Below are 26,938 nucleotides of genomic sequence, written 5' to 3'. Positions count from 1 at the left end.
CCTTATTTCTTCTATTAAAAACTTAAAGGCATAAGAAATAACATTTCTCTTATGCCTTTTATAAACCTATTAGCTATTTTTAATCATAAATCTTAAACGTATTCCTAATAACATAAGAATTACACCTATAAATGGAAGGTAATTCGTATTATGCCCTGTAGCTGGAAGTTTTTGATTATTAGAAACGCCTTGTTCTTTTTCTGGTAAGTTAGGCTTTCCTACTTCTTCACTTGAAGTTTCTGTTTCTTCACCTGGCTTTTCTGTTTCTCCACCTGGTGTTTCTGTTTCTTCACCTGGCTTTTCTATTCCTTCACCTGGCTTTTCTGTTCCTTCACCTGGTGTTCCTGTCTCTCCACCTGGGTTCTCTGTTTCTCCACCTGGTGTTTCTGTCTCTCCACCTGGTGTTTCTGTCTCTCCACCTGGTGTCTCTGTCTCTCCACCTGGTGTTTCTGTCTCTCCACCTGGTGTTTCTGTCTCTCCACCTGGTGTTTCTGTCTCTCCACCTGGTGTTTCTGTCTCTCCACCTGGTGTTTCTGTCTCCCCACCTGGGTTCTCTGGACCTTTTCCTGTTTCTTTTTCATTTGCAATTTGAAGCTTTCTAACTTCTATTTTCTCATTAGAAATCTTAAATTTAGTTTCCTTATCAGATAATTTATATCCTTCTGGTGCCTGAACTTCTTTTAAAATGTAATCTCCTGGTTCTAGCTTCTTAGAAATTGCTTTACCGTTTTTATTTGTTGTTAATGTGTCTATTTTTGTTCCGTCTTTCCAAATTTCAAACACTGCGCCCGCTAATGTTTTATCTGTATCCTTAGCATCTATCTTTGTAATTTCTACTTGGCCTGTAATTTTTTCTTTCACTTTTTCATTCAATACTTCTCGTTTCGTTACTTTATTTGCTACAACATTTACCTCTACTATAACTTCTACCGCTTTGTAGCCTTCTGGTGCTTTCGTTTCTTCTAACGTGTACTTACCTGGCACTAAGTTTTCGAATGTAACAACACCATCTTTATTTGTTGTTTTTTCCTCTCCAACTTTTTGACCATTTTCGTCATTTAGTCTAAATTCCGCGCCTTCTAGAACTTTTCCGCTCTCAGCATCCTTTTTGATTACTTGTAAGCTTCCAAGTTCTTTCGCATTTTCAACTGTTACCGGTACTACTTTGTTCGCTTCCACAGTAACTTCAATTTCTTCTTTTAGTGATTTATATCCCTCTGGTGCTTTCGTTTCTTTTAATGTGTATTTACCTGGTTCTAATTTCTTAGAGATTACTTTACCTGTTTTATCTGTTCGTAATACATCTATTTTTTTACCATCTTTATACACTTCAAATTCCGCGTCCGATAATAGCTTCGTTTTATCATTCGCATCTACTTTGACGATTTCAAATTGACCAAGGCTCTTACTGTTCGTTACTTTTACATCAACAACCTTTTCACCATCAACAGTTACATGAATTACCTGTTTTGTTAGCTCATAACCTTCTGGTGCTTTTGTTTCTGCTAATGTATATTCCCCTGGCACAAGTCCCTCTACCTTAACTTTTCCAGACTCATCTGTTGTAATTTCCTCTTTTACAACGTTTCCTTTAGCATCTTTCAAAGTAAATACTGCACCTGCTAAACGTTTCGCTTGATCTTTTTCGTCTGTTTTAATAATTTGTAAAGAACCTAATATTTTCTCATTTTCTGCTTCTACTTTTACGATTTCTTTTTCATTTTGAATTGTTACTTTCCACTCTTTATTAGAAAGTTTGTAGCCCTCTGGCGCTTTCGTTTCTTTCACTGTGTATTCACCTAATGGTAATTTCGGTGACATCACTTTTCCACTCTCATCTGTTTTCAGTTCCGCTACCTTTTTACCGTCTTTATACACTGTGAATTCTGCACCTGATAATACTTTCGTTTTATCATTCGCATCTACTTTTACGATTTCAAATTGACCTGTTACCTTTTCGTTCGTAACTTCTTGTTTTGCTACTTCATTTGCTACAACATTTACTTCTACTGTAACCTCTACCGCTTTGTAGCCTTCTGGTGCTTTCGTTTCTTCTAACGTGTACTTACCTGGCACTAAGTTTTCGAATGTAACAACACCATCTTTATTTGTTATTTTTGCCTCTCCAACTTTTTGACCATTTTCGTCATTTAGTCTAAATTCCGCGCCTTCTAGAACTTTTCCGCTCTCAGCATCCTTTTTGATTACTTGTAAGCTTCCAAGTTCTTTCGCATTTTCAACTGTTACCGGTACTACTTTGTTCGCTTCCACAGTAACTTCAATTTCTTCTTTTAGTGATTTATATCCTTGTGGTGCTTTCGTCTCTTTTAATGTGTATTTTCCTGGTTCTAATTTCTTAGAGATGACTTTACCTGTTTTATCTGTTCGTAATGTATCTATTTTTTTACCATCTTTATACACTTCAAATTCCGCGTCCGATAATAGCTTCGTTTTATCATTCGCATCTACTTTTACGATTTCAAATTGACCTGTTACTTTTTCAACGATTTTTTTATTCAACGCATCTACCGTCACAACCTTATTAGATACTACATCAACACGGACTGAGCTAGATGATAGTTCATAGCCTTTTGGCGCTTCAACTTCTTTTAATGTATATGTTCCAACTGGAAGTTGTTTTGATACAGCTTCGCCTTTACCATCTGTAATAATTGTTTCAACAACATTTCCATCTTTATCTATAACATCAAATTTTGCACCTGGTAGAAGTTGACCAGATTCACTATCTTTTTTCAATAATTTAAATTGGCCATTTTCTACTTTTTTCGTATTCTTCATAACAATTTCCATTACGTTTGTGCTATCAATAGTTACTTTTACTGGTGTATCAACTTTTATATATCCTTCTGGTGCACTTATTTCTTTTACAAAATAGTCACCGAGTGGTAAATCTTTAACTTCAGCAATACCCTTGCTATTCGTTGTAACAGTAGCCACAACATTATTCTCTTTGTCTATAACATCAAATTTTGCATCTTTTAAAACAATGTTTTCATCATTTGCATCAACTTTTTTAATTTGTAAATTTCCTTTTTCCACTGATGGCTTTTTCCATTTTGGCCAGTTAAATTTAAAATTGTGAACCTCAAACCCATCTCTTTGATGCAGTCCACCAACATAGGCTTGTCCGTTAATAGAGCCACCCTTTGTATCTACAACAGCATTTGGAGCAAATACACTTCCTACTACACCATATCCCTTTGTTGATATTTTTGTAGCATTTGGAAACACCCAAATTACTTTACTAGCTAACTCAGTAAAAGGTGAATTAGGATCATATGCTTGAGATGTATTAATTAAATCTGTTGCCATCCCGGTATTTCCCGTATCATACAAAATTGCGCCACTAGCAAAATTCACTTCTTCTGCATCTGAATAAATAACAATAAAATCTTTGTTATTTACATTCGGAAGAAAAACATCTTTTACATCAAATGTTTTCTTTCCAGTTTGGCCTGAAGAAACATAAATATTAGGGTTGTTTACATCTTCACCGATCCCAAAGCTCATATTAGGTTTTGGCTTATCAGTGTGTAATTGACCCGCATCCCCAATTACACCATCAACATCTTTTCTAAATTCTTTAAATTTAGCATCAATCTCCGCTTGCTCTTTATAAGAGATACGGTCATATGATGATTTCATTGCGCCTTCTGGGTCACCATCTTTTGTCATTGCCACTGTTCCATCTTGGATAATTACTTGTCCTGTTCCCGCTTTCTTAAATTGACCACCTAATAATAATGATGGATATCCTTCATCTATCCATGTTGCTCCAGCTAAGTTGTTCGCTCCAGTTGCAGCCGCCACGACTGTATAGCTCGATGCGTTCATATTTTTTTGAACAGCCATCGCACCCTCAATATCTGCACTCGTTGCACTATGATCACCAAAAATGATTGCGTTATAATAAGATGTATCGCCTAAACCTTTTAATTCTGTTGTAGCTGCCTCTGCTTTATACGGTAAATGGATTAAAAAATTCATACATACTAACAATATAATTATAAAACTACTGCATATCTTTTTTACTTTTTGACTTAATGATTTCCTCAAGAAATTCATTCCCCCTTTTCAAATTTCAAAAACTTATAACAAGAAGTACATTTCAGATGTACTTAAAACCTATTCATACTAATTTACAAATAATCCATTTAAATAAAACAAAGAAGCTCTACAACTAATTGGCGAAACTACTACAATTCATTTTTTGAGATAATACGTGAACTAAACTAACATGCGGGAGCACTTTTGCTTATGGGAGCTCAATGAAATTAACCTGAAGAATATTTTATGTGGTGTAACTGTTTTGGCAACATCATCCACTCTACAACAGTTTTCTAAAGTATTCAAGTGAATTGCATGGATTACAGACACAATTCTCCACCTGAAACGCTTTCATTTTTCATTGGAATATGAACTTAAACTTTTCAAATAAGTTAGACAAAAAAACGTAGCCACAAAGCTACGTTTTTCTTTCATCGTTTCGGTGTATTTTTATGATTCTTTAAAAAAGGAAGCGGGAATTGCTTACGAAAATGCTCTTTAATCATATACTCTACGCCGTTCTCAGTATTAGAACGTGTAATCCAGTCTGCGGCTTGCTTTAATTCTACAGGAGCGTTCCCCATCGCTACCCCGAGTCCAACATTTTCAATCACATCTAAGTCGTCTATGCTATCTCCAATCGCAACCATTTCACTAAGGTTAATATTTAAATGCTCCCCAAGTAATTGTAAACCACGTAGTTTTGATACATTTTGAGGGAGAATTTCTATACGCCTCGCATCACACTCGACGTACTCTACATCTTGAAATGCCTTTCTTAACGTATTCATCCCTCTTTCTTTTTCACCTTTCGTATGGAAAACAATATCAATTTTTGGTGCAGCTACTGGATGATCACGCAGGGCATCCCCTAGTGAATCTACAAATTGAACCGGATAAAATAAAGGATCTGCGCTTGATAATACAGTACGCGCAATTAAGTTTGGTGTATTTCTCTCACGATTCCCAATTGAAAATCGTTCATGAGAAATGCGAACATTACAATCAAAATGCTCTAACACTTGCACGATATTAAAGGTTTTCTCTTCAGATAATCTCCTTTGAGCGAACGGCTTATCTAACGATGCTGAAACGAAGGCACCACCGTGTGTAACTAGTATAGAATCTAATTTTAACGCCTTCGCTATTTTATGAGCAGATTGAAAATTACGATTCGTAAATAATGTAACGTATACATCTTTTCTTTTCACAAAGTCAATTGTCTCCCGTAACCCTTTTGCGATTTTTCCGTTGTTGTATAGTAGTGTCCCATCTATATTAAGAGCTAGTAAGCGATAAATCATGTCGCACTCCCCCTCTTCGCTGTTGTACTCTATCCATAATTTATGAAATAAATGTAGTAAATAGAACGAGTTAGAATTACTACTGTAAATTTGGTTTACTATATACATATACAACTGGCAAAGGAGATAGTACAATGCAAGCACCACCTTCTTTTTATGAAGGCGATACGTTAGAAGTCGCAAAGAAGTTACTCGGACATAAACTCGTTCATATTGTAGACGGCATAAAGCGGAGCGGGATTATTGTAGAAGTAGAAGCATACAAAGGTCCAGATGATAAGGCCGCTCATAGTTACGGAGGAAGACGGACTAATCGAACAGAAGTAATGTTCGGCGCACCAGGACATGCTTACGTATATTTAATTTACGGTATGTATCATTGCTTTAACGTAATTACAGCACCAATCGGCACCCCGCAAGGAGTTCTCATTCGTGCTCTTGAACCTGTAGACGGAATCGAAGACATGAAACTAGCGCGCTACAACAAAAATGACATTACGAAAGCTCAGTATAAAAACTTAACAAATGGCCCCGGAAAACTATGCCGCGCACTCGGAATCACTTTAGAAGAGCGCGGCGTATCACTTCAAAGTGATACGTTACATATTGAATTAGTTCCTGAAGAAGAGCATTTATCATCCACACATAACATACTAGCTGGTCCTCGTATTAACATTGATTATGCAGAAGAAGCCGTTCACTATCCATGGCGGTTTTATTATGAAAAGCATCCGTTTGTGTCAAAGTAAAGGAACTATCCTATAAGTTGGTTTCACTGACTTATAGGATAGCTCTTTTTTTTGCATAAAAAAATCGCCCCATCCTGTATATTTGCAAGTGACCACACTAACAAAAATACGAAGGTAATTTCGTATTTCATCGCAAATCAAAAAGCCGAAATCCGGGCTTGGATTTCGGTTTTGCATATATTGAAGGAACCATTTTCTCTCCAAAATCCCCAAATGCAGTTCACCTCCGAAGAGGAAACCCTAAAAAAACATTAATTTTTTTATGAATTTTTTAATGCATTATAATTATCTAGATTGAATTTCGACATAATGAAATTTCCTGTTGGAGTTAAAAGTTGAGAAATAGATTGTATGACATGAGGTAATTGCGCTGGATCAATAGGATGTGATAGCAGGATGTACTGGAATTTTTCATCTGTAAATACCTCATGTAACTTCTCATACTCACCAGAAGTTGTAGGAGCTACCCTATTTGCAAGAGCTGCCGCTTTTTCATTAACTTCTGCTCCGAATATGGAAACCGCTCGATAACGCCTTTTCATTTCTAATAAAGTTGCACCACATCCAGCTCCTATATGAAGAATATTTACTTGATCAGGCGCAAATCGATCTACAATTGCTAGTAAATCATAATGAATGTATAAACTTTCACCATAAAATCCCCATTTTTCATACAATTTTATATTATTTTCATGTAAAACCACGGAAAATTTAACACTATCTTCTCTCCACGATACACTTCCATAGTGATGAATAAATGTATCTTTACATAAATACAATTTATATCCCTTTTCAAAAATTCTTAATGACAAATCATCATCTTCATAATTCCCCGGTGTAAATCGTTCATCGAATACTCCAACTTCATCTAGCACTGATTTTTTGATAAGCATACAAAACCCTATTAATTTCATACGTTCTTCCCATTTATTTTTATCACTTTGATTATATAAAGTTGCAAAATTCTGCATCCCTTGAATATCCTGATAAAAGGTTGGTATAGCAGTATAGTAAGCGGCATTATTCGTTACGGGCCCTACAGCTCCAGTATCTTTGTTTTCATACAAACACCAAATTAAGTTTCTTAACCAATTTTTAGTTACGACCACATCATTATTTAATAATAGAATATTATCACCTTGCGCCTTTTTAATTCCCTGGTTGCATCCCTTTGGAAAACCCATATTTTCCGCATTTTCCACTAGTATAATATCCGATTGTTTTTGTAACCATTCTACAGTACCATCTGTTGACGCATTGTCCACAACTATTAACTCATACTCTTGTTCCACTGTATAAGTCCTAATACTTTGGATGCATTCTTTTGTGTACTGTAATTGATTATGAGTTAATATAATTATACTTGTGAGCATGAATCAGACTCCTCTCAGCAGCCGAAATGATTATCTAGTATTATTTAATACTATTTTTTGAATAAACCATCAAAATATTTTCTATTATATTCAATACTTGGATTATTAGGTATGAACTGTGCAGCTTGTTCGTTGTGATAAATTGCCTTTTCATATTCTTTTATTCGATCATAGCAAATACATAGTTGAATATGCGGCAACCATGTATGACACTCTTCCCGGACAAATGGAGAATCTTTTGATCGTGGTCCGTCAATTGCTGCATGGTACCAATATATTGCTTTGGAATATTCGCTTTGTTGCAAAAATACACGTCCTAAGTGGCAACAAAGTTCTCCTCTAGGTGTATCATACATAAATGATTGTAAACAAGAATGGATAGATTTTTTTAAGTCCCCCAATTCAAAATAACATTCGGCTCTTTTTAAACAAGCTTGAATATTATCTTCAACCCAACCCTTTTCTTCATCTAAAAACCTTGAATACCACTCAACAGCCTTATCATATAATCTGTGATCCTTACATTCATTTGCATAATAGTACACATCGCGGGGACTAAATTCTTTTCCACTCTCAAGATGTTTTTCATATATTTTCAAATTACGATTAGTATATGCTTTGTCTTTTTTATGACTTACCCCTACATCGCTATTTATAAGATTTCCATACACCTCTAAATATTCATGAACAAATCCATACCATTGAAAATTTTTACTTCTGTTGACTAATCGATATCTCCTTAAAGAATGTGTTGGATTTCCTTCTATATCAAAAGTTAAATAATATTTCATAGATACTGCATCCGTACTACGATCTAACGTACGTTTTAACTGTAGCAATTTCTTTCCATCATCCGTATCTATTATGTCATCTGCGTCTAGCCAAAGAATATATTCTTTTGTAGCTTTAGAAAATGCAAAATTTCGTGCCGCTGAAAAATCTTCAATCCATTGAAAATCATAAACTTTCGCATCGTACTTCTTCACAATTTCTTTTGTAGCATCTGTTGAACCTGTATCTACAATAATAATTTCATCCACAACACTTTTGACCGATTCTAAGCATTTTGATATAGCCTGTTCTTCATCTTTTACAATCATGCATAAACTAATAGTAATGGAGTTTTCCATCGTATCCCCCCTATCCTTTTGATGTATATGTTTGGAGAGAAATTTATATTTCTTTTGCTTCAAAATTGAGTTTTCATTTTACAAATTAAACATAATGAGGCCTGCAGTGAAATTGGATCGAGGAATTTCACGAGAAGATTGCGAACCAATGATAAAGAACCGAAGCCTGAACAAGACTTCGGTTCTTTATATAGAGAATACATAATTTCGATTCCTTTTTACTCCGCACCTTCCGCGGCCGCAATATCATTCTCTAAGTTTTCTCTTGATAATTCAGCTCCCATAAAATCAGCTGTTTCCGGAAGTGCTAAATGCATATGAGCTTTTTGACAAATTTGAATCGTACAGTTTTCTACAACATAGTCGAAAACATGTCCGCCCCCGCTTCTTTCATCGTCAATGTAATGTAAATGGAAACCAGCTACACCAATACCTTGCGCGTAATCTGGTGTCCAAAATCCAGCTAGCGTACCTTCTGTATCTTTAAATGAAAAGATCGGTTGTGATTTCGTCACTTCAACAAGCGGTGTATATGGTTTTTCTTGTCTTGGAACAGTTCTCGTTCTCACTTCACGGAACGTACCATCCATTCGAATCGCATAAAATAAGTTTTTACTTGGCATTAATTCATGTAATAACGCTTCAACTTCTTCACGATTCATCGGACGCTCTACCGTATAACTCATTTCTTTTTCAAAAAACGTTACAGTCGCAAATGGTGTTGTTTCTTCCAGTTCTACTTTTTCTGCTGAGCCGTCTGAACGTAAATGGTAAAATTCGTTATCAAATGCGATCATTTCACCATCTAATTGATCAAATGTGCCGATGCCGAAATCACCACGTTCTTTCAATTCCTCAAAATTAATAACACCATCATATATACCATCTAATAGTGCAAGCATTGTAGATGTTTGATATACTTCATTATTCGTTTTCATTCTTTTTGCATCAATATCAATTAATTGCGCAACAGTCATCTCACTCATGCCCCCATTAGTTTAATTGGTTTGGTAATAGTTTCTCGCTTAATTTAATGTTGTCACGATAGTCAATTGGAATATCAATAATGACAGGACCATCAGCTTCTAACGCTTCTCTCAATACACCTTCTAATTCGTCCGGTGTATTGACACGAAGACCTATTGCACCGAAACTTTCTGCATATTTCACAAGATCAACATCGCCAAACTCTGTAGCTGATGTTCTACCGTATTTCATCATTTGTTGGAACGCAACCATATCATACGTACCATCTCTCCATACAAGATGTACAATCGGTGCATTTAAACGTACTGCTGTTTCTAACTCCATTGAAGAAAATAAGAAACCGCCATCACCTGACACGGAAACAACTTTCTTGCCCGGTTCAACTAAAGTAGCGGCAATTGCCCAAGGAAGTGCAACACCTAACGTTTGCATACCGTTACTAAATAATAATCTACGTGGTTCATAAGAACGGAAACATCTTGCCATCCAAATAGAATGGGAACCGATGTCACATGTAACGGTTGTATCGTCACTAATTAAAGAACGAAGTGTACGAATGACTTGAAGTGGATGCGTAACACCTTCTGAAGCACGGTTCGGAACTTCTGCTTGCTCTGATAATTTCGAGCGTAATCGTTCTAAAACTGCTTCTGATTTCGCATTTAATACAAGCTTCGGTAATTTCTCTGCAATGCTATTTACAGTTAAAGCAATATCACCAATTAATTCACGCTCTGGTTGGTAATCATGATCGATATCCGCTTGGTGGTCATCAAGATGAATAATCGTTCTGTCGCCAAGTTTATTCCAGAATTTCGGATCATACTCAATTGGGTCGTAACCGATTGAAATAACAAGATCCGCTTCTTCTAGTAAAATATCACCTGGTTGGTTACGGAATAATCCAACGCGGCCGAAGAAATGATTTTCTAACTCCCGTGAAATCGCGCCAGCTGCTTGATATGTTTCAACAACAGGAAGTTCTGTATCAGCAATTAATTCACGAACCGCTTTCGTTACTTCATTCGTGCTCGCTCTCATACCGAGTAAAATAACTGGTAATTTCGCTGATTTTATTTTTTCTACTACATATGTAATTTCATGTGTGGGAGCGATTCCAAGCTGTGGCTTAGAAAGCACACCGATAGACTCTACAGTCGTTTCCGCAGTCATAACGTCTTGCGGAAGACTTACTAAAGTTGCTCCCGGATTTGTAGAAGTCGCACTTCGAAATGCATTAGTAAGTGCTTCTGGCACATTATCTGGATGCTCTACTTCTACGCTATATTTAGTGATTGGTTCGAATAGTGCAGCATTATCCATAGATTGATGCGTACGTTTTAATCGATCAGTACGCGGAACTGCACCAGCTAAAGCAACAACGGGATCACTCTCCGCATTCGCAGTAACAAGACCTGTCGCTAAATTTGATGTCCCTGGTCCTGAAGTTACAAGACATACCCCCGGTTTCCCTGTTAATCTACCAATAGCAGCTGCCATAAATGCTGCATTTTGTTCATGACGACAAACAATTAACTCTGGTCCTCTTTCTTGCAGTACATCAAATACAGAATCAATCTTCGCTCCTGGAATACCGAAAACATGTGTAACACCTTGTTTAATTAAACAATCAACAACAAGATCTGCTCCTCTTGTTTTTGTTTTCACGTCGTTTGCTTTTACACCTGTACTCAAACTAATCATCCCTTTATTTCATAATGTGTGTAATAAAGATTTTAACTTCACCTAGTTAATTAATGTGGTGAAGTATCGTTTATCATTATAGTACAAATTCATTATTTTTCCAATGATGTTAATTTGACAGTATTTTTACAATAATTATAGAATGCGCTTTCAATCATTTATTTATCTTAAAATACCATTCTGATATCTTCTTCTAGAAATATATAAATAGACTTTCATCTATTCATAGTATTAACAATATTACGGTACCTTGCAAAGAACACTAGTAAGTGGTATATTTGTAAATAATTGAATAACCATTAATTGGAATATGGACTGAAATTAGTATATATCCATTTCAAAAGTTGCAGAAAGGTTGTGCTGTTTATAAAAAAATAGAAAAGATTCTCAGATGTGATTAATCATTTTATAAAGGAAAGTGATTGTAATGAACAAAAGTGAATTTTTAGAACAACTTAGTTCCTCCCTAAGGAATATGCCTAATTTAGAAAAGAAGGATATTATCTCGGAGTATGAAACTCATTTTATCAGTGGTAAACAGGATGGAAAATCTGAAGAAGAAATTTCTAAAAAACTAGGAAACCCTAAAACTATCGCTAAAGAACTTAATGTTACATATGCAATAAGCAACGCTGACAATAAACGAAGTCTCAAAAACATTATAACCGCTTTATTTTCTGTTATGAGCTTAAGTTTTTTAAACTTTATATTTATCATTATCGCCTTTTTCGTATTACTCTTTCTATTACCGCTTCTTCTAGCACTTATAATTGCCACTCCATTATTAATCATTTCACCTATCTTATTAATAGGAGTAGGCCTCTTTAAAGGGTTTCATCAAATCAGTTATTCAAATGTTTATAATGTATTTGTAGCTTTTTGCATCGGCTTACTAATCTCTGTGATATCTTACCAAATGATAAAACATGTATACTCACTTTTAGTAAAATATTTAAAGTGGAATTTGGCCATTTTACAAAGATATTAATGAATGAAAAAGGAGATTAAAATGAAGAAATATACTTTATATTCACTTATGTTGCTTACCCTTTTATTTCTATCAGCTTGTTCAAACAGCGCACAATCTAACGAAGAAAACGATGTACAATCTATTAAAGATGTTACTATTAAAATTCCAGAACATATATTCACTTCCTCAAAGAAAAATGAAACTATTAATGAAAATGAAATGAAACAAAGTATAAAAAGTTATTTGGATTATAGCGGAGAGTTATTTGAAAACATCGTTCCACTTTCATCAGCCATGTCTGACGAGAATGTCATTGAATCCGACCGAGAGAAATTACAAAAACTAATCGATTTAGCGAAACAAAATGATGCGAATTTCCATGATTTTATTAGTAACAATACTATACCTGATGATTACAAAAAGCCTTCTAAAGAAATCTATGAATTTATTTCATCGTCTACAGCACTTTCAGTAGAACTAGATCAAGAAATAGAAAAAATCGCTCAAGATGGTAACTTATTCAATGCAGATTTTTCTTTTACAAAGCGCTTTGAAAAAGTTAATGGTAGAAAGCAAAAAGAAATTGAAAAGTTTTTGAAGGAAAAGAATATTAGAACTGAGTATTTCAACAAATAATTATATATGTAAAAGAAAAATTGAAAGATACATCATACATCCCCTTCAAAATAGTCACTAACACATGGCTATTTTGAAGGTTTTTTTTGTGGAAGGACTATCAAATTTCCTACACAAAAAAAACGCCCCCTATACTAGGAGCGTCTTCCATCATTAAGCTTGTTGTTGCGCGCTATATAATTCTTCAAGTGGCTGCATAATGATTTTGTTAACGTCAGTAATAACGATGTTTAAACGTTGCTCAGTTTCCATTAACTTTGTGATTTTTGCATCTTGTTGAATGCGAGCTACAACTTCTTGTGCTTTTTGATTATCTTCTTCAGTGATTTCTTGGCCTTGCATCATTTTTTGTTGTAAACCAAGTTGCACCATGCGGAACTCTTCGAATAAGTTCTTTGACTCTGCATCTCCTTGTACTGCTTCGTAGCTTGCTTTTAATGTTTGGAAATCTTCATTTTCAGCGATTGCTTTTTGTAATTCATATGCAACATCATGAATGTTTTTTGTCATTTTATTTTTCCTCCTTTAGAAGGCTAGCGCTTTTCGCTCGCACTGCCTTTTAAGTGCGTTTACATATGCACCTCTTCTTACCATATCAAACTATGCAAGAGATGTGAAGAAATTTCACTTTTATTTCTATGCACCCATCTTTATTACGTAAGGAACAAGAGTAACAAGCCTTGAATAAATCCAATTGTTCCTCCTAATAACGCTCCTAAATATGTAATCATTTTTAACTCGTTTTTTGTAATGGACAATACGAGATCTTCTAGTCTCTCTGTTGAAAATGTAGAAACTTCTTGCTGGACAATTTCCGCAAGGTGTAGATTGTTTAGTATACTCTCCACGTTTTCTGTCCCCCACTTCAAGCCTTTCTCTACTGCGCTAGGGACCACTTTTTCAACGATTGTTTCTCGAACTGGCTCACATACTTGTTGCACAGACTGATTTAAAAATCTACTCACTGTTTCCTCTACTTTAACCGCTGACAATATAGAGCTCACAATCATTTCTTTCTCTACGAACGTTTCTAATTCTTTTACGTCTCTTCCTTTTAACTTTTCCCACTCTTTTTGCAGTACATCACTTAAAAGCTGCTCTGTTCCATCTTGTCCTAAAAACTTAATGACTTCCGGCTGCACACGATCCACTAAACTTACATTCCCTAAAAACATACCAACTAAGTTAAGCAACGTTCCCCTGGAAGCGAAAAAGTCATCAATCATTTTTGAAAGGCGTGCTTTTCCTTCTTCACTTTCAAAAAAGCTAATTCCTCTATTCAAAATAAAAGATGCGACATTTTGAATCGCATTTTCTACCTTTTCATGAACAGAATGAGGTAAAGCCTGTTCCCATGTATATGTATAGTACTCTGCTAAAAATGCATGAATTTTTTCTGTAATAACATGTTCGATTTTTTGAGTCACCTCTTCTTCTACATGTTCTAAATTCCATTTTTCTAACATATCCCGTAACAACTGTTCATTTGTAATTACTTTATCAACTTCCACTTGTGCCCAGCGAATTAAGCTGGCTTGAAACTCTTCATTTGTTAATTTCTTTCCGATTCCTTCTGGTGTTAACAAATGTTCTACAACCATTTTCCCTAATTGGACAGCAAGCTCATCACGACGCTTTGGAATTAACCCTGGCGTAAATGGAACTTGAAACTTCCCAATATAAATAGGACGATGAGGACGGAATAACATTTTTATTGCTAAATGATTTGTGTATCCTCCAATAATCGCCCCGAGTCCTGTCGTTGTTAGCATATTTAACCATATATTCATCATTATCAACCTTTCACTTCTCCAAAACTATAGCATATCGTCATACGGACAAAAGTATAATGGTATAAAAATGTATTTGCAATATATAGCTTCGCCTATTATGCAAACATCCTGTTAATAAAGGAGTGATTTCGTTGGTTCTTGGTCTTTTAACTTCTAAATTTCATCACGAGCAAATGTATTACACCGAAATCGCTAAACGAGCTCGTCTTTATCATAGCGTCGTCGCCCAATTCACACCGTTTAGCATTGATTCAAAGACAGATCTTGTTTCCGGTCTTATTTACGATACAGATACAGGAAATTGGATCGATCAAACATTTCCCATTCCTTCATATATATATGATCGTTGTCATTTCAAAAAGGAGGAGGAATTCCAACAAGCAAGGCCAATTATTCATTCATTACACAAACGTTCTTCCACTACTTTTTTAAATAACACGCTTATTAATCCAAGTGATTTGCACAATCTTTTTCTTACTAACAAACGTCTTTCCCCTTACATACCAAAAATAAAAAAAGGAACCGTACAAGGAATTTTCAAATTACTACTAGAAACAAGAGATATTATTATACGACCTCTCAATATACATTCCAATGAAAATTTATATCGGGTCACTTACAAAAACAAAACATTTCATATCAATACAATAAATGAACAGCATCATACCTCTACGCAATTCAAACGGACAGATGAATTTATATCATGGTGCAAATGTAACGTACACTCATCCCGTTATATGATCCATCCGATGTTACAACCTCCAAATCAACTATCATATCCAATTCATATTCGAACCATTATGCAAAAAAATAAAGAACAGACTTGGAAAGTGCTCGGTCAATTCATACAAAAGTCTTCATTCCCAGCGCAATTTTTACTTTCAGTAACAGAGCGGTCCATGTTACATCCATTTTCCAAAATTAAATATTTGCTTTCTTCAACTGGTGTTCAATTATTGAAAAATGCTTTACATGATGTTGTAAATGAAGTGTTTAAAACACTCGATCAGTCCTATTCGTCATTATTTGAATTAGAGCTTTCTACCATTATGGATCAAAAAGGTGCCATTTGGCTTATGTACGTCAATACGATGCCGTCTTACGAAGTTTATACTAGGTACAACGACGAACTGGCTGAACAAATTTTTCATGGTCCATTAAAGTTTAGCCGATTTACACCATAACAAAAGGAGGAAATCCCCGTTGAAAGAGCACATATATACATTAAGTATTTCAGATGAGAATCCAAATAGTATTACTTTACCTTACGTTTTTTCTATTACACCACCAATTACATCCCTTTCCTTTGGCTTACGTTATATTACATGTGAGAATATTAAAATTCATTATTCATTCACTCGAGAAATCATTATTGGAGAACAAATTGCAGCTAAACTTTTACTACCGCATTCAGCAACAATCCATGCCTTCATACAAAATCAAACAATTGTTTTCGGTCCATTAATCGGGATTTTCACAACTGGCTTTAACGATGATTCTAATTCTCCCTTAGGAAATCGTTCCATCTCCCTCGGTGAGTTACTAACACCACCATTCACATTGCAGCCATTTGTATTTGTCTTTGGCATTCAACATATAAACTGGGAAGAGGAAACAATTGAAGGGTACTTCTTTCAAGAAAGCAAATGGGTAAAAAACAAAGTCCCTTTACCAAATGTCATTTACGACCGTTTACCCAATCGCCAAGCAGAAAATTACAAACCTATCGTAAGAGCAAAAAAACGTTTAGAAAGCGACTATGCGATTCCATGGTTTAATCCGGGATTTTTCAACAAATGGGAAGTGCATCAACTTTTAATGAAAGAAGATTCAATTAAACAATTCTTACCAAATACAGAAGTGTTTCAACATTTTGAACAAGTAGAACGACTTCTCGGTACGTATAAGTACATTTATATGAAACCAATACACGGTAGCTTCGGAAGAAATATCCATCAAATACTCTATTCTCAAACTGATAATCGCTACTATTGTCGTTATCGTGAAAATGAACAAAATAAACTAAGAAAGTATCAATCATTAGAAACACTTCTGAACCATGTATTAAAAGGACATGATTTAAAAAAGTTTATCGTACAACAAGGTATCTCACTGCTCCGCTTCGAAGGTCAACCCGTCGATTTTCGTATTCATACAAATAAAAACCATTTTGGTAATTGGGTAGTCAGTGCAATCGTCGCAAAAATCGCCGGCAAAGGTAGCTTAACAACTCATGTAAATAGCGGTGGTGATACAAAATTACTTCAGGAACTGTTTCCGGATTCAACAAAGCAAGTTCAAATTGAAAATAAACTAAAACAAACAGCCTTACAAATCAGTTATGCACTCGATGGGCAAGTAACCGGGAACATTGGAGAAATTGGTTTTGACATTGGTTTAGACACCGCGGAAAATCCGTGGCTATTTGAAGCAAATTCTAAACCGGGGCGCACTGTATTCCAAGATGAAAAGTTAAAAGAACAAAGTGAACTTACGCGCCAATTATTTTATGAATATGCCATCTATTTAACTGAACATTCTTTGTGCGGTCCGAAAGAAAAAACATCTCAAATACAATCAAATCCTGCACCTAACACCGGAAATATCCCGTCCCCTATGATTAACTCGCAAATACAAATACAAAAACTTCCACCTCACTCATAAGGTGGAAGTTTTCTATTTATCCCGCTATTCGCCGGGCAGTAAAACTCCCACCTCAAAATTCGGCTGGAGCAAAGAAGTTAGGTGGGCGTCGGGCTGCCCGTAAAAGCCCGATTGGTGAAGGCTAATAATCAGTGGGGGATGAACAAAACCCCCACTGATTAAAGTTTCACTTTATACAAACTTCACTACAACTTCTGTTTCCACATTACATACTCCGCAATAAAAAATATGATTGCAGTACTCATTTGAATTATTATGTGTTAAACCGTCTACCGCACTTAATAATTCCTGATCCATATATGCACTGTAATCGTCTATGTAATCTACGGCTTTCCCATAATCTTGGAGTATTCCTTGGCAATTTTGACAAGAATATGTTTGTGATTCTAGTGCGTTGCAAAGCGGGCAAATTCCCATCATGATTCCTCCATTACGTTATCGTTTAAAAACAATTAAAAAGACTCTTTTTTTTAGATGGAAGAGAGCATCTAGCCTTGCATAGGAGCGGTCAGTTCCTTTTTCTTCCCCATCCCTGGTTAAAACAGAACTATGCAGTTGTTGCCGATTTACTTTTTATTTTACTAAGCTGTAAGCCAAGCTGGTTATACAAAGAAAAAAACGCATATGATTTCGCTCTTAGTTTAGCCTTCTTTCTTAAAAATACAACGATTACTCTTATTTCATAATTTACAAAATAACGAGGATTTTTTTACAAAATTTACAAATTATTATTTCGTATATCTTTCTAGGTAACATCCATACTATGAGTACAAACTTAATTACCGATGGATTAGCGCCAAACGGGGCGATAATCTGGTTCAAATCCAGCTAGTCCAACCAAAAAAACTTTTATAACTCTAAGGAGGATATATTCCTATGGCAAACCAAAGTTCTTACAATCAATTAGTAGTACCAGGTGCAACAGCAGCAATCGATCAAATGAAGTACGAAATCGCTCAAGAATTTGGTGTACAATTAGGAGCAGATTCTACGGCTCGCGCTAATGGTTCTGTTGGTGGAGAAATTACTAAACGTTTAGTTGCAATGGCTGAGCAAAGCCTTGGCGGATTCCAAAAATAAATATACATGGCAAAAAGGTCTCAAGGCATATGCCTTGAGACCTTTCTTATTTACTGCAACATTTGTAAAAACTTCTTCGTGCGTTCTTCTTTTGGATTTGTAAATACATCTTCTGGTGTACCTTGTTCGACAACGACACCACCATCCATGAAAATAACACGGTTCGCAATTTGATGAGCAAAGCGCATCTCATGCGTTACAATGACCATCGTCATTCCTTCTTTAGCAAGTTCTTTCATAACCTTTAAAACTTCTTGAACTAGTTCAGGATCAAGAGCTGACGTTGGCTCATCAAATAGTAATACTTCCGGCTCCATCGCAAGCGCACGAGCGATTCCGACGCGCTGTTGTTGTCCGCCTGATAATTGGAACGGATATAAATCCACTTTATCCGCAAGACCAACTTTTTCAAGGAAATAGTTCGCTTTTTTCTTTGCTTCTTCTTTTCCCATCTTTTTCACTGTAACGAGCCCTTCCATTACATTTTGAAGTGCTGTTAAATGTGGGAATAAATTATGTTGCTGAAACACCATGCCTGTTTGCGTACGAAGGTTTACAATATCTTTTTTCGTCACTTTTTTCGAGAAATCTAATTCTTTCTCGCCAATACGGATAACACCCGCTTTTGGTGTTTCTAATACATTGAGGCAACGCAAGAATGTCGTTTTACCAGATCCAGATGGCCCGATAATAACAACAACTTCGCCCTTCTCAACTGATAAATCTATATGTTTTAGTACGGTATTATCTCCGAAACTTTTTTGTAAATGTTGAATTGAAATCATAAAAACAAAAACTCCTTTTATGAAAGGGTTATTTTAGAGTATAACGTTCTGAACGTTTTTCTAATATTTGTTGCACGATAGATAATAAGAAGCAAATTGCCCAATAAATAAGACCTGCTTCGAAATAAACAATTAAAAACTCATAGTTCATTGCCGCAATCTCCTGTGCTTTTCGGAACATTTCTGTTACTAAAATTAGCGACGCTAATGAAGTATCCTTCACTAAACTAATAAATGTATTTGAAAGCGGCGGAATTGATACGCGCGTTGCTTGCGGTAAAATAACACGTTTTAATGCTTGCGGGTATGTCATCCCAATTGTGTAAGCTGCTTCCCACTGTCCTTTCGGGATTGAAAGGATAGAAGCACGAATAATTTCAGATGCATACGCACCTACATTTAATGAAAATCCAATAACTGCTGCTGTATATGGCTCAACCTCAATATTAAGAGTTGGGAGACCATAGAAAATAATAAATAACTGTACAAGAAGTGGCGTTCCGCGAATGATAGATACATAGATACGAGCAATCCATTGTAAAATACGACTACCTGATATACGCGCGAGCGCTGTTAACGTCGCGAGTATAATACCGATAATAAATGTAATAAGCGTTAATGGAATTGTCGTAAAAACGGCTTCCTTCAGCATAGGCGCGAAGGAAGTCTGCATAATATCCATCCAAGTAGACAATCGATCTGACATCAATGCACTACTTAGATACATTTTCACCGAACCATTTTTTCGCTATTTTGTCGTACGTACCATCTTTTTTCATATCTTCTAACGCTTTGTTTACTTCTTGTACAAGCTTGTCGCTACCTTTACGGAATAAGAATCCACTTTGTGACGCTTCTTTTTCTGTGTCTACAATTTTAATTTTTGCATCTTTCTTCGTTTCTAAGTAGTTCAATACTGATAACTTATCATTAATTGTGAAATCAACGCGACCAGTGTTTAATAATTCTGCCGCTTGGCTAAAGCCTTCTACATTAGTGATTTCCGCACCATTTTTCTTAGCAATATCTGCATAGTTACTTGTTAAAGATTGTGCTGCTTTTAATCCTTTTACATCAGTAAATGTAGCAGGTTTATCTTTATCCTTTGCAATAACTAATACCGCTGAAGATGAAACGTATGGGTTAGAGAAGTCATATTTCTTTTGACGATCTTCACGAATACCAACTTCATTCGCAACCATGTCGAAACGTTTTGCATCTAAACCAGCAAGTAAGCTATCCCATTGTGTTTCTTTAAATACAGGCTTTACACCTAAACGTTTTGCAACTTCTTCTGATAATTCAACGTCAAATCCAGTTAATTTATTGCTTGAATCGTGGAATGTGAACGGTGGATATGTACCTTCTGTTCCAATTACAAGTTCACCGCTTTGTTTTATCTTTTGTAATGCATCTTGACTAGCTGTATCTTTTTTCTCTTCTTTGCCACAGCCGGCTACAATCCCAATCGCTAATGTAGTTACTGCAAGCACTGAAAATAATTTTTTCATGATAGTAGTCCTCCAAGTATTCTGATAGGAATTTAAAAACTATATTGATTGTATGCAATTTCGAACAATTTTTCAATGAAAATGTTCTTATTTAGTTTAACCTTTTTCTTCATAATCAAACAAAATGGAAAAATACTGCTACATACAAAAAATAAGTAACATTTTTAAATATAGCATTTATAAAGAAAAAGGTAAAACAATACTTACTTATTTATAAGTTTTCCTGCCAGTGAAATATATTAACTTCTCAATGGACAATACGATCAAAAAAGAACTTGCGAAAATCGCAAGTTCTTCTAAAAATTAAGCGCTCTGGTTTCCTTCCATTTGCGTTTTGTACATATCGTAATAACGCCCGCGCTTTTTCATTAATTCATCATGGGAACCTTTTTCCAAAATCGTTCCTCTATCAAGCACAATAATTTGATCAGCGCTCTTAATTGTTGAAAGACGATGAGCGATAATAAACGTCGTTCGTCCTTTTTTCACAACTTCTAGCGCTTGTTGAATCATCGCTTCTGTTTCTGTATCAATACTGGAAGTCGCTTCATCTAAAATTAAAATCGCCGGATCAAAAGCAAGTGCCCTAGCAAACGATATAAGCTGACGTTCTCCGGTTGAAAGTGTACTTCCTTTCTCCGTAATTTTTTCATCTATGTTGTTTGCAAACCTTTCAGCACCAACATCACGTAACGCCTTTACGATGCGATCTTTTGAAATTCCTTCATTTTCTAAGCTTACATTGGATGCCACTGTCCCGCTAAATAAAAACGGATCTTGCAATACAATTCCCATATGTTCACGTGTTGCTTGTTTCGGCATCTCTGTTACATCGTGACCATCAATCGTAAGCTTCCCTTTTTGAAATTCATAAAACTGGAAGAGCACATTCATAATTGAACTTTTTCCTGATCCAGTATGGCCGACAAGTGCCACTGTCTCCCCTTGTTTCGCTTCAAAAGAAATATTTTTTAACACTTCATCTTTTCCATTGTAAGAAAACGAAACATTATCGAATTTCACATTTCCGGTTAAGCGAGGCATACGTTCTTCTTCTACTGCCTCTCCCTTTTCCTCTAGCAATTCAAAGACACGCTCTGATGCAACACGCGATTGTTCTAAGTTAGCAAGTTGATTCACCATGTTCGTAATTGGCGAGAATAACCTCGTTAAATAATCGACGAAAGCATAAAGTATCCCGAGTGAAACGATGCCCGAAGCGCTTAATGAAGCACCACCGAAATACCAAATCACGCCTGTGAAAGCTATGTTTCTTAATACAGACACTAAATTATGCGAAGTTGCTGCATTTAAATTTAAAATTTTATTTTGATATTTAAAATAATCACCATTGAGTTCTTCAAATTCCTTCTTCGTTTCACGCTCTTGACGAAATGCTTGAATAATTGGCATCCCTTGAATCGATTCATTCACTGTTCCGTTAATATCCGATAAACGCGAACGCATTTTATGATTGTATACAGACGCATACTTTCTATACATAATCGCCCAAACAATTAAAATTGGGATGATAAGTAAACATAGCGCCGCGAGTTTCACATCAAGTAAAAATAGCGCAGCGAAAATCCCGATAATATAGATGATACTAGAGACGAATGTCGCAAGCACTGTCACATATAAGTCACGAATCGCTTCTGTATCATTCGTTACACGCGATACAATTTTCCCTGCTGGTAAATGATCGAAATAACGAATCGGCAACGTTTGAATATGAGAAAAGACGTCTTCTCTCATAATTTGAATAATTTTGTTTGCCGCCTTCTGTAAGAAGAACTGCTTTCCGTATGCAAATAATGATACGACTACTAATAAAGCGAAATATCCACCGCCAAGTAGTAGTAACCGACTTATTTCTGGTTTATAAAACGCAAATACTTCTTCTTTCGTTAATGGCTTTACTTTATACACTTGCACTGCCTTACCACTTTTTACTGTAACTATATCACCCTTAACAGAACGAGTTCCTTCAAGCGTTATTTTATTCGGTACAAAATAGTACTGAAAACCAACTTGAATCACTCGGACTTCTTTCCCTTTTTTCTCACCTTCCTCAAAGCGATCACTTCGCTTATACAAGGCGCCATTATATGAAACAGCATCCTCACTCTTTTCTGTTTCATACCAAGGTCTCTCTATTCCAACGATATGCTCATCAATCATCGTTTTTGCGACGAAAGGACCCGCGAGTTCTGCAATGACGAAAACAAATAGCATTGCCATCGCTGCAAAAATCGGCCCTTTCACTTTCATCGCATATTGAAACAACCGTTTTGAAACACTCATATTTTCACCCCACTATCCGCACTTTCACTTTCACCTTGCTGCCTTTCGAACTGCTCAGCGTACCAGCCCCCATTTCGAACGAGCGCCTCGTGCGAACCTTCTTCAATAACTTCACCGTTATCCATAACGAGAATCCAATCAGCATGCTGCACCGCTGACAAACGATGCGTCGTTATAATCGTCGTCTTCCCGCTTCTTTCTGTTCGTATATTTTCAATAATTGCTGCTTCTGTGCGAGCATCAACAGCTGATAAAGAATCGTCCAAAATTAAAATTTCCGGATTTTGAATAACAGCCCTCGCAATAGAAATCCTTTGCTTTTGCCCACCTGATAAAGAAACACCTTTCTCTCCAACAAGCGTTTCTAAACCTTCTGGTAAAAACTCTAAATCCTTTTTAAACGCAGCTATTTCAATCGCTTTTTCAAGTTCTTCTTCAGTCGCTTCTCTGTTTCCAAATAAAATATTTTCCTTCGCTGTTTTTGAAAACAAAATGTGTTCCTGAGGTACATACCCAATCCATCCAAGTACGTTATCATTCGTAATTTTATCTAGCTTCACATCAGAAACCGCAATATCACCTTCTCCAAGTGGGTATTGACGAAGAAGCTGACGAACGAGCGTCGTTTTCCCGCTTCCTGTTTTCCCAACAACTCCAAGTGTCTCTCCCTGTTTTAATGAGAACGAAACATTTTTTAAATTTGTTTCAATTGATGAAGGATATGAAAAAGTAACGTTATCAAACTGAATGTAATCTGGCTCTTGTACAACCTTTGGATCTTTCGGATTCTTTACATCTGGTTCATAAGCTAAAGTTTCATTTACACGGTCGAGCGACGCATTTCCTCTTTGCATAACATTAATCAATTCACCAATTGCAAACATCGGCCAAATCATCATCCCTAAATAGACGTTAAAAGAAACGAGCTCACCGAGTGTCAGCTTTGATTGGAATACGAGATATGCACCGTACACTAAACCAATTAAATAACTAAGACCGACGAGCATTTTCACAGTTGGCTGGAATAATGCATCGATTCTTGCTACTCTCATATTTTTCTCGTATACGTCATCTCCTAAATGATGAAACCTTTCTTGATCAGCGTTCTCCTGTACATACGCACGAATCACGCGTACACCCGCAATTGATTCGAGCACTTTATCGTTCATATCCCCGAACGCATCTTGCGCGACTGTAAATCTTTCATGCAATTTCTTTCCGTATCTATTCATCGCATACGCCATAATCGGAAGCGGTATAAGCGCAGCAAATGTTAGCTGCCAACTAATTGAAAAGCCCATCATACAAACGATTGTAAGCATATATAGACTAGAATCAACGAGCGTTAATATACCAAAACCTGCTGTCATGGAGATTGCTTTTAAATCATTTGTCGCTCTCGCCATTAAATCACCAGTACGATTTTTTTGATAAAACGTCGGTGTCATCTTAAGTAAATGCCCCATAAATTTTGAACGCATCGTTTTCTCAAGTACGAATGCACCACCAAATAGTTGGTGCTGCCAAATGAAGGTAAGCACATACCCACCAATCGTTACCCCAAGTAAAATAAAAATATATTGCATAATCGCCTCGTTCGTTAAGGCTCCTGTTTTAATATTATCAATTGTAATTCCTAACACTTTCGGAGGAATTACCTCTATCACGTTTACAATTAAAAGCACCCCAATTGCGATACTATACCTTTTCCAATGCTCCCTAAAAAACCAGCTTAACTTTAGTAATACTGAAAACAATATAACCTCTCCTTTCTCGTTCTCGTTTGACCCACATTTCTTTATCCGCTATCCAAATCCATCACATTTACATTTCGTAAGTCGTACAATTTCATCACATTTTTCCACCTTCCAAATTCTGATTTTTATAGTAACCATACAAAGCATGGGTACAAGGAAAATAAACAAAAAAAAGCATACCGCCGCTTGACGATATGCAATAGAATGCATAAAAGCGTACGTTACGATATACGCAACGTACGCTTCTCATAAGACAAAAAGGTCCTATATATCCGCACGGGTTGCGTAATGATATGAATGTTTTCCGCCATTTAACAGAGCTAAGCCCATTACATTTACGATTACAATCATTACGCACACCCCCTTCATTTATTTTCCATTTATAATCTTACAACTTTATTGAGTATTCTGTCAATTGTTTTTTTCGCTTTAGAATAAAATAATCTTTTATCACAAAAAATGAAAGTGATGTATTCTACTTATAATTCAGTTTGAAATAAGGGAATCTTCTGTAAGAAAGGGCATACAAAATAAAAAAATAATAAGAAATCGTTTTCACAAACATTTCATTTGAAAAATATTATCAAACCACCTACAATCACCTTATACTCACTCTTACAAGTTGCTATTTTAGGAGGACTAATCATGACAACTAGCAATACGTACAAATTTTATTTAAACGGAGAATGGAGAGAAAGCTCTTCAGGTCAAACAATCGAAATTCCATCTCCATACTTACACGAAGTAATTGGTCAAGTACAAGCAATTACTCGCGGAGAAGTTGATGAAGCAATTGCATCTGCAAAAGAAGCTCAAAAATCATGGGCTGAAGCTTCTCTACAAGATCGTGCAAAATATTTATATAAATGGGCTGATGAGCTCGTAAATATGCAAGATGAAATTGCCGATATCATTATGAAAGAAGTCGGTAAAGGATATAAAGATGCGCAAAAAGAAGTCGTTCGTACAGCTGACTTAATTCGTTACACTGTTGACGAATCACTTCATATGCACGGAGAAAGCATGATGGGTGATAGCTTCCCTGGTGGATCTAAATCTAAACTTGCGATTATTCAGCGTGCACCACTTGGTGTTGTATTAGCAATCGCACCGTTTAACTACCCAGTAAACTTATCTGCTGCAAAACTTGCACCAGCACTTATTATGGGTAACGCTGTTATCTTCAAACCAGCAACTCAAGGTGCTATTAGCGGTATTAAAATGGTTGAAGCACTTCATAAAGCAGGCCTACCAAAAGGTCTTGTAAACGTAGCTACAGGACGCGGTTCTGTAATTGGTGACTACTTAGTAGAACATCCTGGCGTAAATATGGTATCGTTCACAGGTGGTACAAATACAGGTAAGCATTTAGCGAAAAAAGCTGCGATGATTCCACTTGTATTAGAACTTGGTGGTAAAGATCCTGGTATCGTTTGTGAAGATGCAGACTTACAAGAAGCTGCAAAGCATATCGTAAGCGGTGCATTCTCTTACTCAGGTCAACGTTGTACAGCTATTAAACGTGTACTTGTACATGAAAATGTAGCAGACGAACTAGCTGGCTTATTAAAAGAGCAAGTGGCTGAACTATCAGTTGGATCTCCAGAACAAAACAGCACAATCGTTCCATTAATCGACGACAAATCTGCTGACTTCGTTCAAGGTTTAATTGACGATGCTGCTGAAAAAGGTGCAACAATTGTTATCGGTAACAAACGTGAGCGTAACTTAATTTATCCAACATTAATCGACCACGTAACAGAAGAAATGAAAGTCGCTTGGGAAGAGCCATTCGGTCCAATCCTTCCAATCATCCGTGTTTCTTCTGATGAACAAGCAATTGAAATTGCTAACAAATCAGAGTTCGGCCTGCAAGCAAGTGTCTTCACAAAAGACATTAACAAAGCATTTGCAATTGCTAACAAAATCGACACTGGTTCTGTTCAAATTAACGGACGCACAGAGCGCGGCCCTGACCACTTCCCGTTCATCGGTGTAAAAGGTTCAGGTATGGGCGCACAAGGTATTCGTAAGAGCCTTGAGTCTATGACTCGTCAAAAAGTAACTGTATTAAACTTAGTTTAATCTTATATGTAGAAGCTGATCTAATGTTTAGATCAGCT

At 36.1% G+C, this 26,938-nt stretch carries 21 protein-coding genes; 7 read left to right on the top strand and 14 right to left on the bottom strand.

What is annotated here, in order from left to right; all coding sequences use genetic code 11:
• Positions 1-69: 69 nt before the first annotated feature.
• The gene (locus FT637_RS17525; protein WP_193647377.1) at positions 70-4,077 is read right to left on the bottom strand and encodes a SpaA isopeptide-forming pilin-related protein; all 4,008 of its coding nucleotides are present in this window, start codon (positions 4,075-4,077) and stop codon (positions 70-72) included.
• Positions 4,078-4,499: 422 nt separating this feature from the next.
• Complete coding sequence (locus FT637_RS17520) at positions 4,500-5,372, bottom strand: Cof-type HAD-IIB family hydrolase (protein WP_193647376.1); 873 nt, start codon at positions 5,370-5,372, stop codon at positions 4,500-4,502.
• A 134-nt stretch (positions 5,373-5,506) separates the two neighbouring features.
• On the opposite strand from FT637_RS17520, the gene FT637_RS17515 reads away from it, so the two are divergent.
• Positions 5,507-6,121 (top strand): DNA-3-methyladenine glycosylase, encoded by a 615-nt coding sequence (locus FT637_RS17515; RefSeq protein ID WP_193647375.1) that lies wholly within the window; start codon positions 5,507-5,509, stop codon positions 6,119-6,121.
• Positions 6,122-6,381: 260 nt separating this feature from the next.
• On the opposite strand, the gene FT637_RS17510 is transcribed toward FT637_RS17515, so the two are convergent.
• From FT637_RS17510 to alsS, 4 genes are all read right to left on the bottom strand, one after another.
• Positions 6,382-7,494 carry a glycosyltransferase gene (locus FT637_RS17510; protein ID WP_193647374.1) on the bottom strand — a complete coding sequence of 371 codons (1,113 nt, stop codon included), beginning with the start codon at positions 7,492-7,494 and terminating at the stop codon, positions 6,382-6,384.
• Between the two features lie 50 nt (positions 7,495-7,544).
• Positions 7,545-8,624: a glycosyltransferase gene (locus tag FT637_RS17505; RefSeq protein ID WP_193647373.1), complete on the bottom strand. Its 1,080-nt coding sequence runs from the start codon at positions 8,622-8,624 to the stop codon at positions 7,545-7,547.
• 218 nt (positions 8,625-8,842) lie between these two features.
• Positions 8,843-9,601 (bottom strand): alpha-acetolactate decarboxylase, encoded by a 759-nt coding sequence (gene alsD / locus FT637_RS17500; RefSeq protein ID WP_193647372.1) that lies wholly within the window; start codon positions 9,599-9,601, stop codon positions 8,843-8,845.
• 16 nt (positions 9,602-9,617) lie between these two features.
• Positions 9,618-11,306, bottom strand: coding sequence for an acetolactate synthase AlsS (alsS, locus tag FT637_RS17495; RefSeq protein ID WP_193647460.1), 1,689 nt, complete (start codon positions 11,304-11,306; stop codon positions 9,618-9,620).
• Positions 11,307-11,742: 436 nt separating this feature from the next.
• On the opposite strand from alsS, the gene FT637_RS17490 reads away from it, so the two are divergent.
• On the top strand, positions 11,743-12,303 hold the full coding sequence (locus FT637_RS17490; RefSeq protein ID WP_193647371.1) for an HAAS signaling domain-containing protein: 561 nt from the start codon (positions 11,743-11,745) through the stop codon (positions 12,301-12,303).
• Positions 12,304-12,324: 21 nt separating this feature from the next.
• Positions 12,325-12,921 carry an NDxxF motif lipoprotein gene (locus FT637_RS17485; RefSeq protein ID WP_193647370.1) on the top strand — a complete coding sequence of 199 codons (597 nt, stop codon included), beginning with the start codon at positions 12,325-12,327 and terminating at the stop codon, positions 12,919-12,921.
• 153 nt (positions 12,922-13,074) lie between these two features.
• Here FT637_RS17485 and FT637_RS17480 read toward each other — a convergent pair whose 3' ends face one another.
• Together FT637_RS17480 and FT637_RS17475 are read right to left on the bottom strand one after the other, a co-directional pair.
• Positions 13,075-13,431: a YlbF/YmcA family competence regulator gene (locus FT637_RS17480; RefSeq protein WP_193647369.1), complete on the bottom strand. Its 357-nt coding sequence runs from the start codon at positions 13,429-13,431 to the stop codon at positions 13,075-13,077.
• Between the two features lie 143 nt (positions 13,432-13,574).
• Positions 13,575-14,720: a DUF445 domain-containing protein gene (locus tag FT637_RS17475; RefSeq protein ID WP_193647368.1), complete on the bottom strand. Its 1,146-nt coding sequence runs from the start codon at positions 14,718-14,720 to the stop codon at positions 13,575-13,577.
• A 125-nt stretch (positions 14,721-14,845) separates the two neighbouring features.
• Between FT637_RS17475 and FT637_RS17470 the strand changes: the two genes are divergently transcribed.
• Positions 14,846-15,898, top strand: coding sequence for a YheC/YheD family protein (locus tag FT637_RS17470; RefSeq protein WP_193647367.1), 1,053 nt, complete (start codon positions 14,846-14,848; stop codon positions 15,896-15,898).
• Positions 15,899-15,917: 19 nt separating this feature from the next.
• A complete protein-coding gene (locus FT637_RS17465; protein ID WP_193647366.1) occupies positions 15,918-17,378 on the top strand; it encodes a YheC/YheD family protein in 1,461 nt (486 codons plus the stop codon).
• A 171-nt stretch (positions 17,379-17,549) separates the two neighbouring features.
• Here FT637_RS17465 and FT637_RS17460 read toward each other — a convergent pair whose 3' ends face one another.
• On the bottom strand, positions 17,550-17,795 hold the full coding sequence (locus tag FT637_RS17460; RefSeq protein ID WP_002159132.1) for a hypothetical protein: 246 nt from the start codon (positions 17,793-17,795) through the stop codon (positions 17,550-17,552).
• 459 nt (positions 17,796-18,254) lie between these two features.
• Here FT637_RS17460 and sasP point away from each other — a divergent pair, with 459 nt between their 5' ends.
• Entirely contained in the window at positions 18,255-18,458 is a 204-nt protein-coding gene (sasP, locus tag FT637_RS17455) for a small acid-soluble spore protein, SasP family (protein WP_000013349.1), read from the top strand.
• 50 nt (positions 18,459-18,508) lie between these two features.
• Here the strand turns inward: sasP and FT637_RS17450 are convergent, their stop codons facing one another.
• The 5 genes from FT637_RS17450 to FT637_RS17430 form a co-directional block, all read right to left on the bottom strand.
• Positions 18,509-19,243, bottom strand: a complete 735-nt coding sequence (locus FT637_RS17450) for an amino acid ABC transporter ATP-binding protein (protein WP_193647365.1) — start codon at positions 19,241-19,243, stop codon at positions 18,509-18,511.
• Positions 19,244-19,271: 28 nt separating this feature from the next.
• Complete coding sequence (locus tag FT637_RS17445; RefSeq protein WP_193647364.1) at positions 19,272-19,970, bottom strand: amino acid ABC transporter permease; 699 nt, start codon at positions 19,968-19,970, stop codon at positions 19,272-19,274.
• Positions 19,957-20,754 (bottom strand): amino acid ABC transporter substrate-binding protein, encoded by a 798-nt coding sequence (locus tag FT637_RS17440; RefSeq protein WP_193647363.1) that lies wholly within the window; start codon positions 20,752-20,754, stop codon positions 19,957-19,959. Before FT637_RS17440 ends, FT637_RS17445 begins: the two co-directional genes overlap by 14 nt.
• A 303-nt stretch (positions 20,755-21,057) precedes the next feature.
• Positions 21,058-23,058 (bottom strand): ABC transporter ATP-binding protein, encoded by a 2,001-nt coding sequence (locus FT637_RS17435; RefSeq protein WP_193647362.1) that lies wholly within the window; start codon positions 23,056-23,058, stop codon positions 21,058-21,060.
• A complete protein-coding gene (locus tag FT637_RS17430) occupies positions 23,055-24,815 on the bottom strand; it encodes an ABC transporter ATP-binding protein (protein ID WP_193647361.1) in 1,761 nt (586 codons plus the stop codon). Before FT637_RS17430 ends, FT637_RS17435 begins: the two co-directional genes overlap by 4 nt.
• 645 nt (positions 24,816-25,460) lie before the next feature.
• Between FT637_RS17430 and gapN the strand changes: the two genes are divergently transcribed.
• Positions 25,461-26,900 carry an NADP-dependent glyceraldehyde-3-phosphate dehydrogenase gene (gapN, locus tag FT637_RS17425; protein WP_193647360.1) on the top strand — a complete coding sequence of 480 codons (1,440 nt, stop codon included), beginning with the start codon at positions 25,461-25,463 and terminating at the stop codon, positions 26,898-26,900.
• The last annotated feature ends 38 nt before the right edge of the window (positions 26,901-26,938 follow it).

This window comes from Bacillus cereus, assembly GCF_015071065.1.
Taxonomy (GTDB): domain Bacteria; phylum Bacillota; class Bacilli; order Bacillales; family Bacillaceae_G; genus Bacillus_A; species Bacillus_A cereus_BA.
This window is presented reverse-complemented; position numbering and strand designations above follow the sequence as displayed.

Coding starts and splice junctions, on each gene's coding strand:
- FT637_RS17485 (WP_193647370.1), top strand. CDS start 12,325: ATGAAGAAATATACTTTATATTCACTTATGTTGCTTACCCTTTTATTT.
- FT637_RS17480 (WP_193647369.1), bottom strand. CDS start 13,431: ATGACAAAAAACATTCATGATGTTGCATATGAATTACAAAAAGCAATC.
- FT637_RS17490 (WP_193647371.1), top strand. CDS start 11,743: ATGAACAAAAGTGAATTTTTAGAACAACTTAGTTCCTCCCTAAGGAAT.
- FT637_RS17505 (WP_193647373.1), bottom strand. CDS start 8,624: ATGGAAAACTCCATTACTATTAGTTTATGCATGATTGTAAAAGATGAA.
- FT637_RS17460 (WP_002159132.1), bottom strand. CDS start 17,795: ATGGGAATTTGCCCGCTTTGCAACGCACTAGAATCACAAACATATTCT.
- FT637_RS17435 (WP_193647362.1), bottom strand. CDS start 23,058: ATGAGTGTTTCAAAACGGTTGTTTCAATATGCGATGAAAGTGAAAGGG.
- sasP (WP_000013349.1), top strand. CDS start 18,255: ATGGCAAACCAAAGTTCTTACAATCAATTAGTAGTACCAGGTGCAACA.
- FT637_RS17445 (WP_193647364.1), bottom strand. CDS start 19,970: ATGTATCTAAGTAGTGCATTGATGTCAGATCGATTGTCTACTTGGATG.
- gapN (WP_193647360.1), top strand. CDS start 25,461: ATGACAACTAGCAATACGTACAAATTTTATTTAAACGGAGAATGGAGA.
- FT637_RS17520 (WP_193647376.1), bottom strand. CDS start 5,372: ATGATTTATCGCTTACTAGCTCTTAATATAGATGGGACACTACTATAC.
- alsD (WP_193647372.1), bottom strand. CDS start 9,601: ATGACTGTTGCGCAATTAATTGATATTGATGCAAAAAGAATGAAAACG.
- FT637_RS17515 (WP_193647375.1), top strand. CDS start 5,507: ATGCAAGCACCACCTTCTTTTTATGAAGGCGATACGTTAGAAGTCGCA.
- FT637_RS17450 (WP_193647365.1), bottom strand. CDS start 19,243: ATGATTTCAATTCAACATTTACAAAAAAGTTTCGGAGATAATACCGTA.
- FT637_RS17440 (WP_193647363.1), bottom strand. CDS start 20,754: ATGAAAAAATTATTTTCAGTGCTTGCAGTAACTACATTAGCGATTGGG.
- FT637_RS17510 (WP_193647374.1), bottom strand. CDS start 7,494: ATGCTCACAAGTATAATTATATTAACTCATAATCAATTACAGTACACA.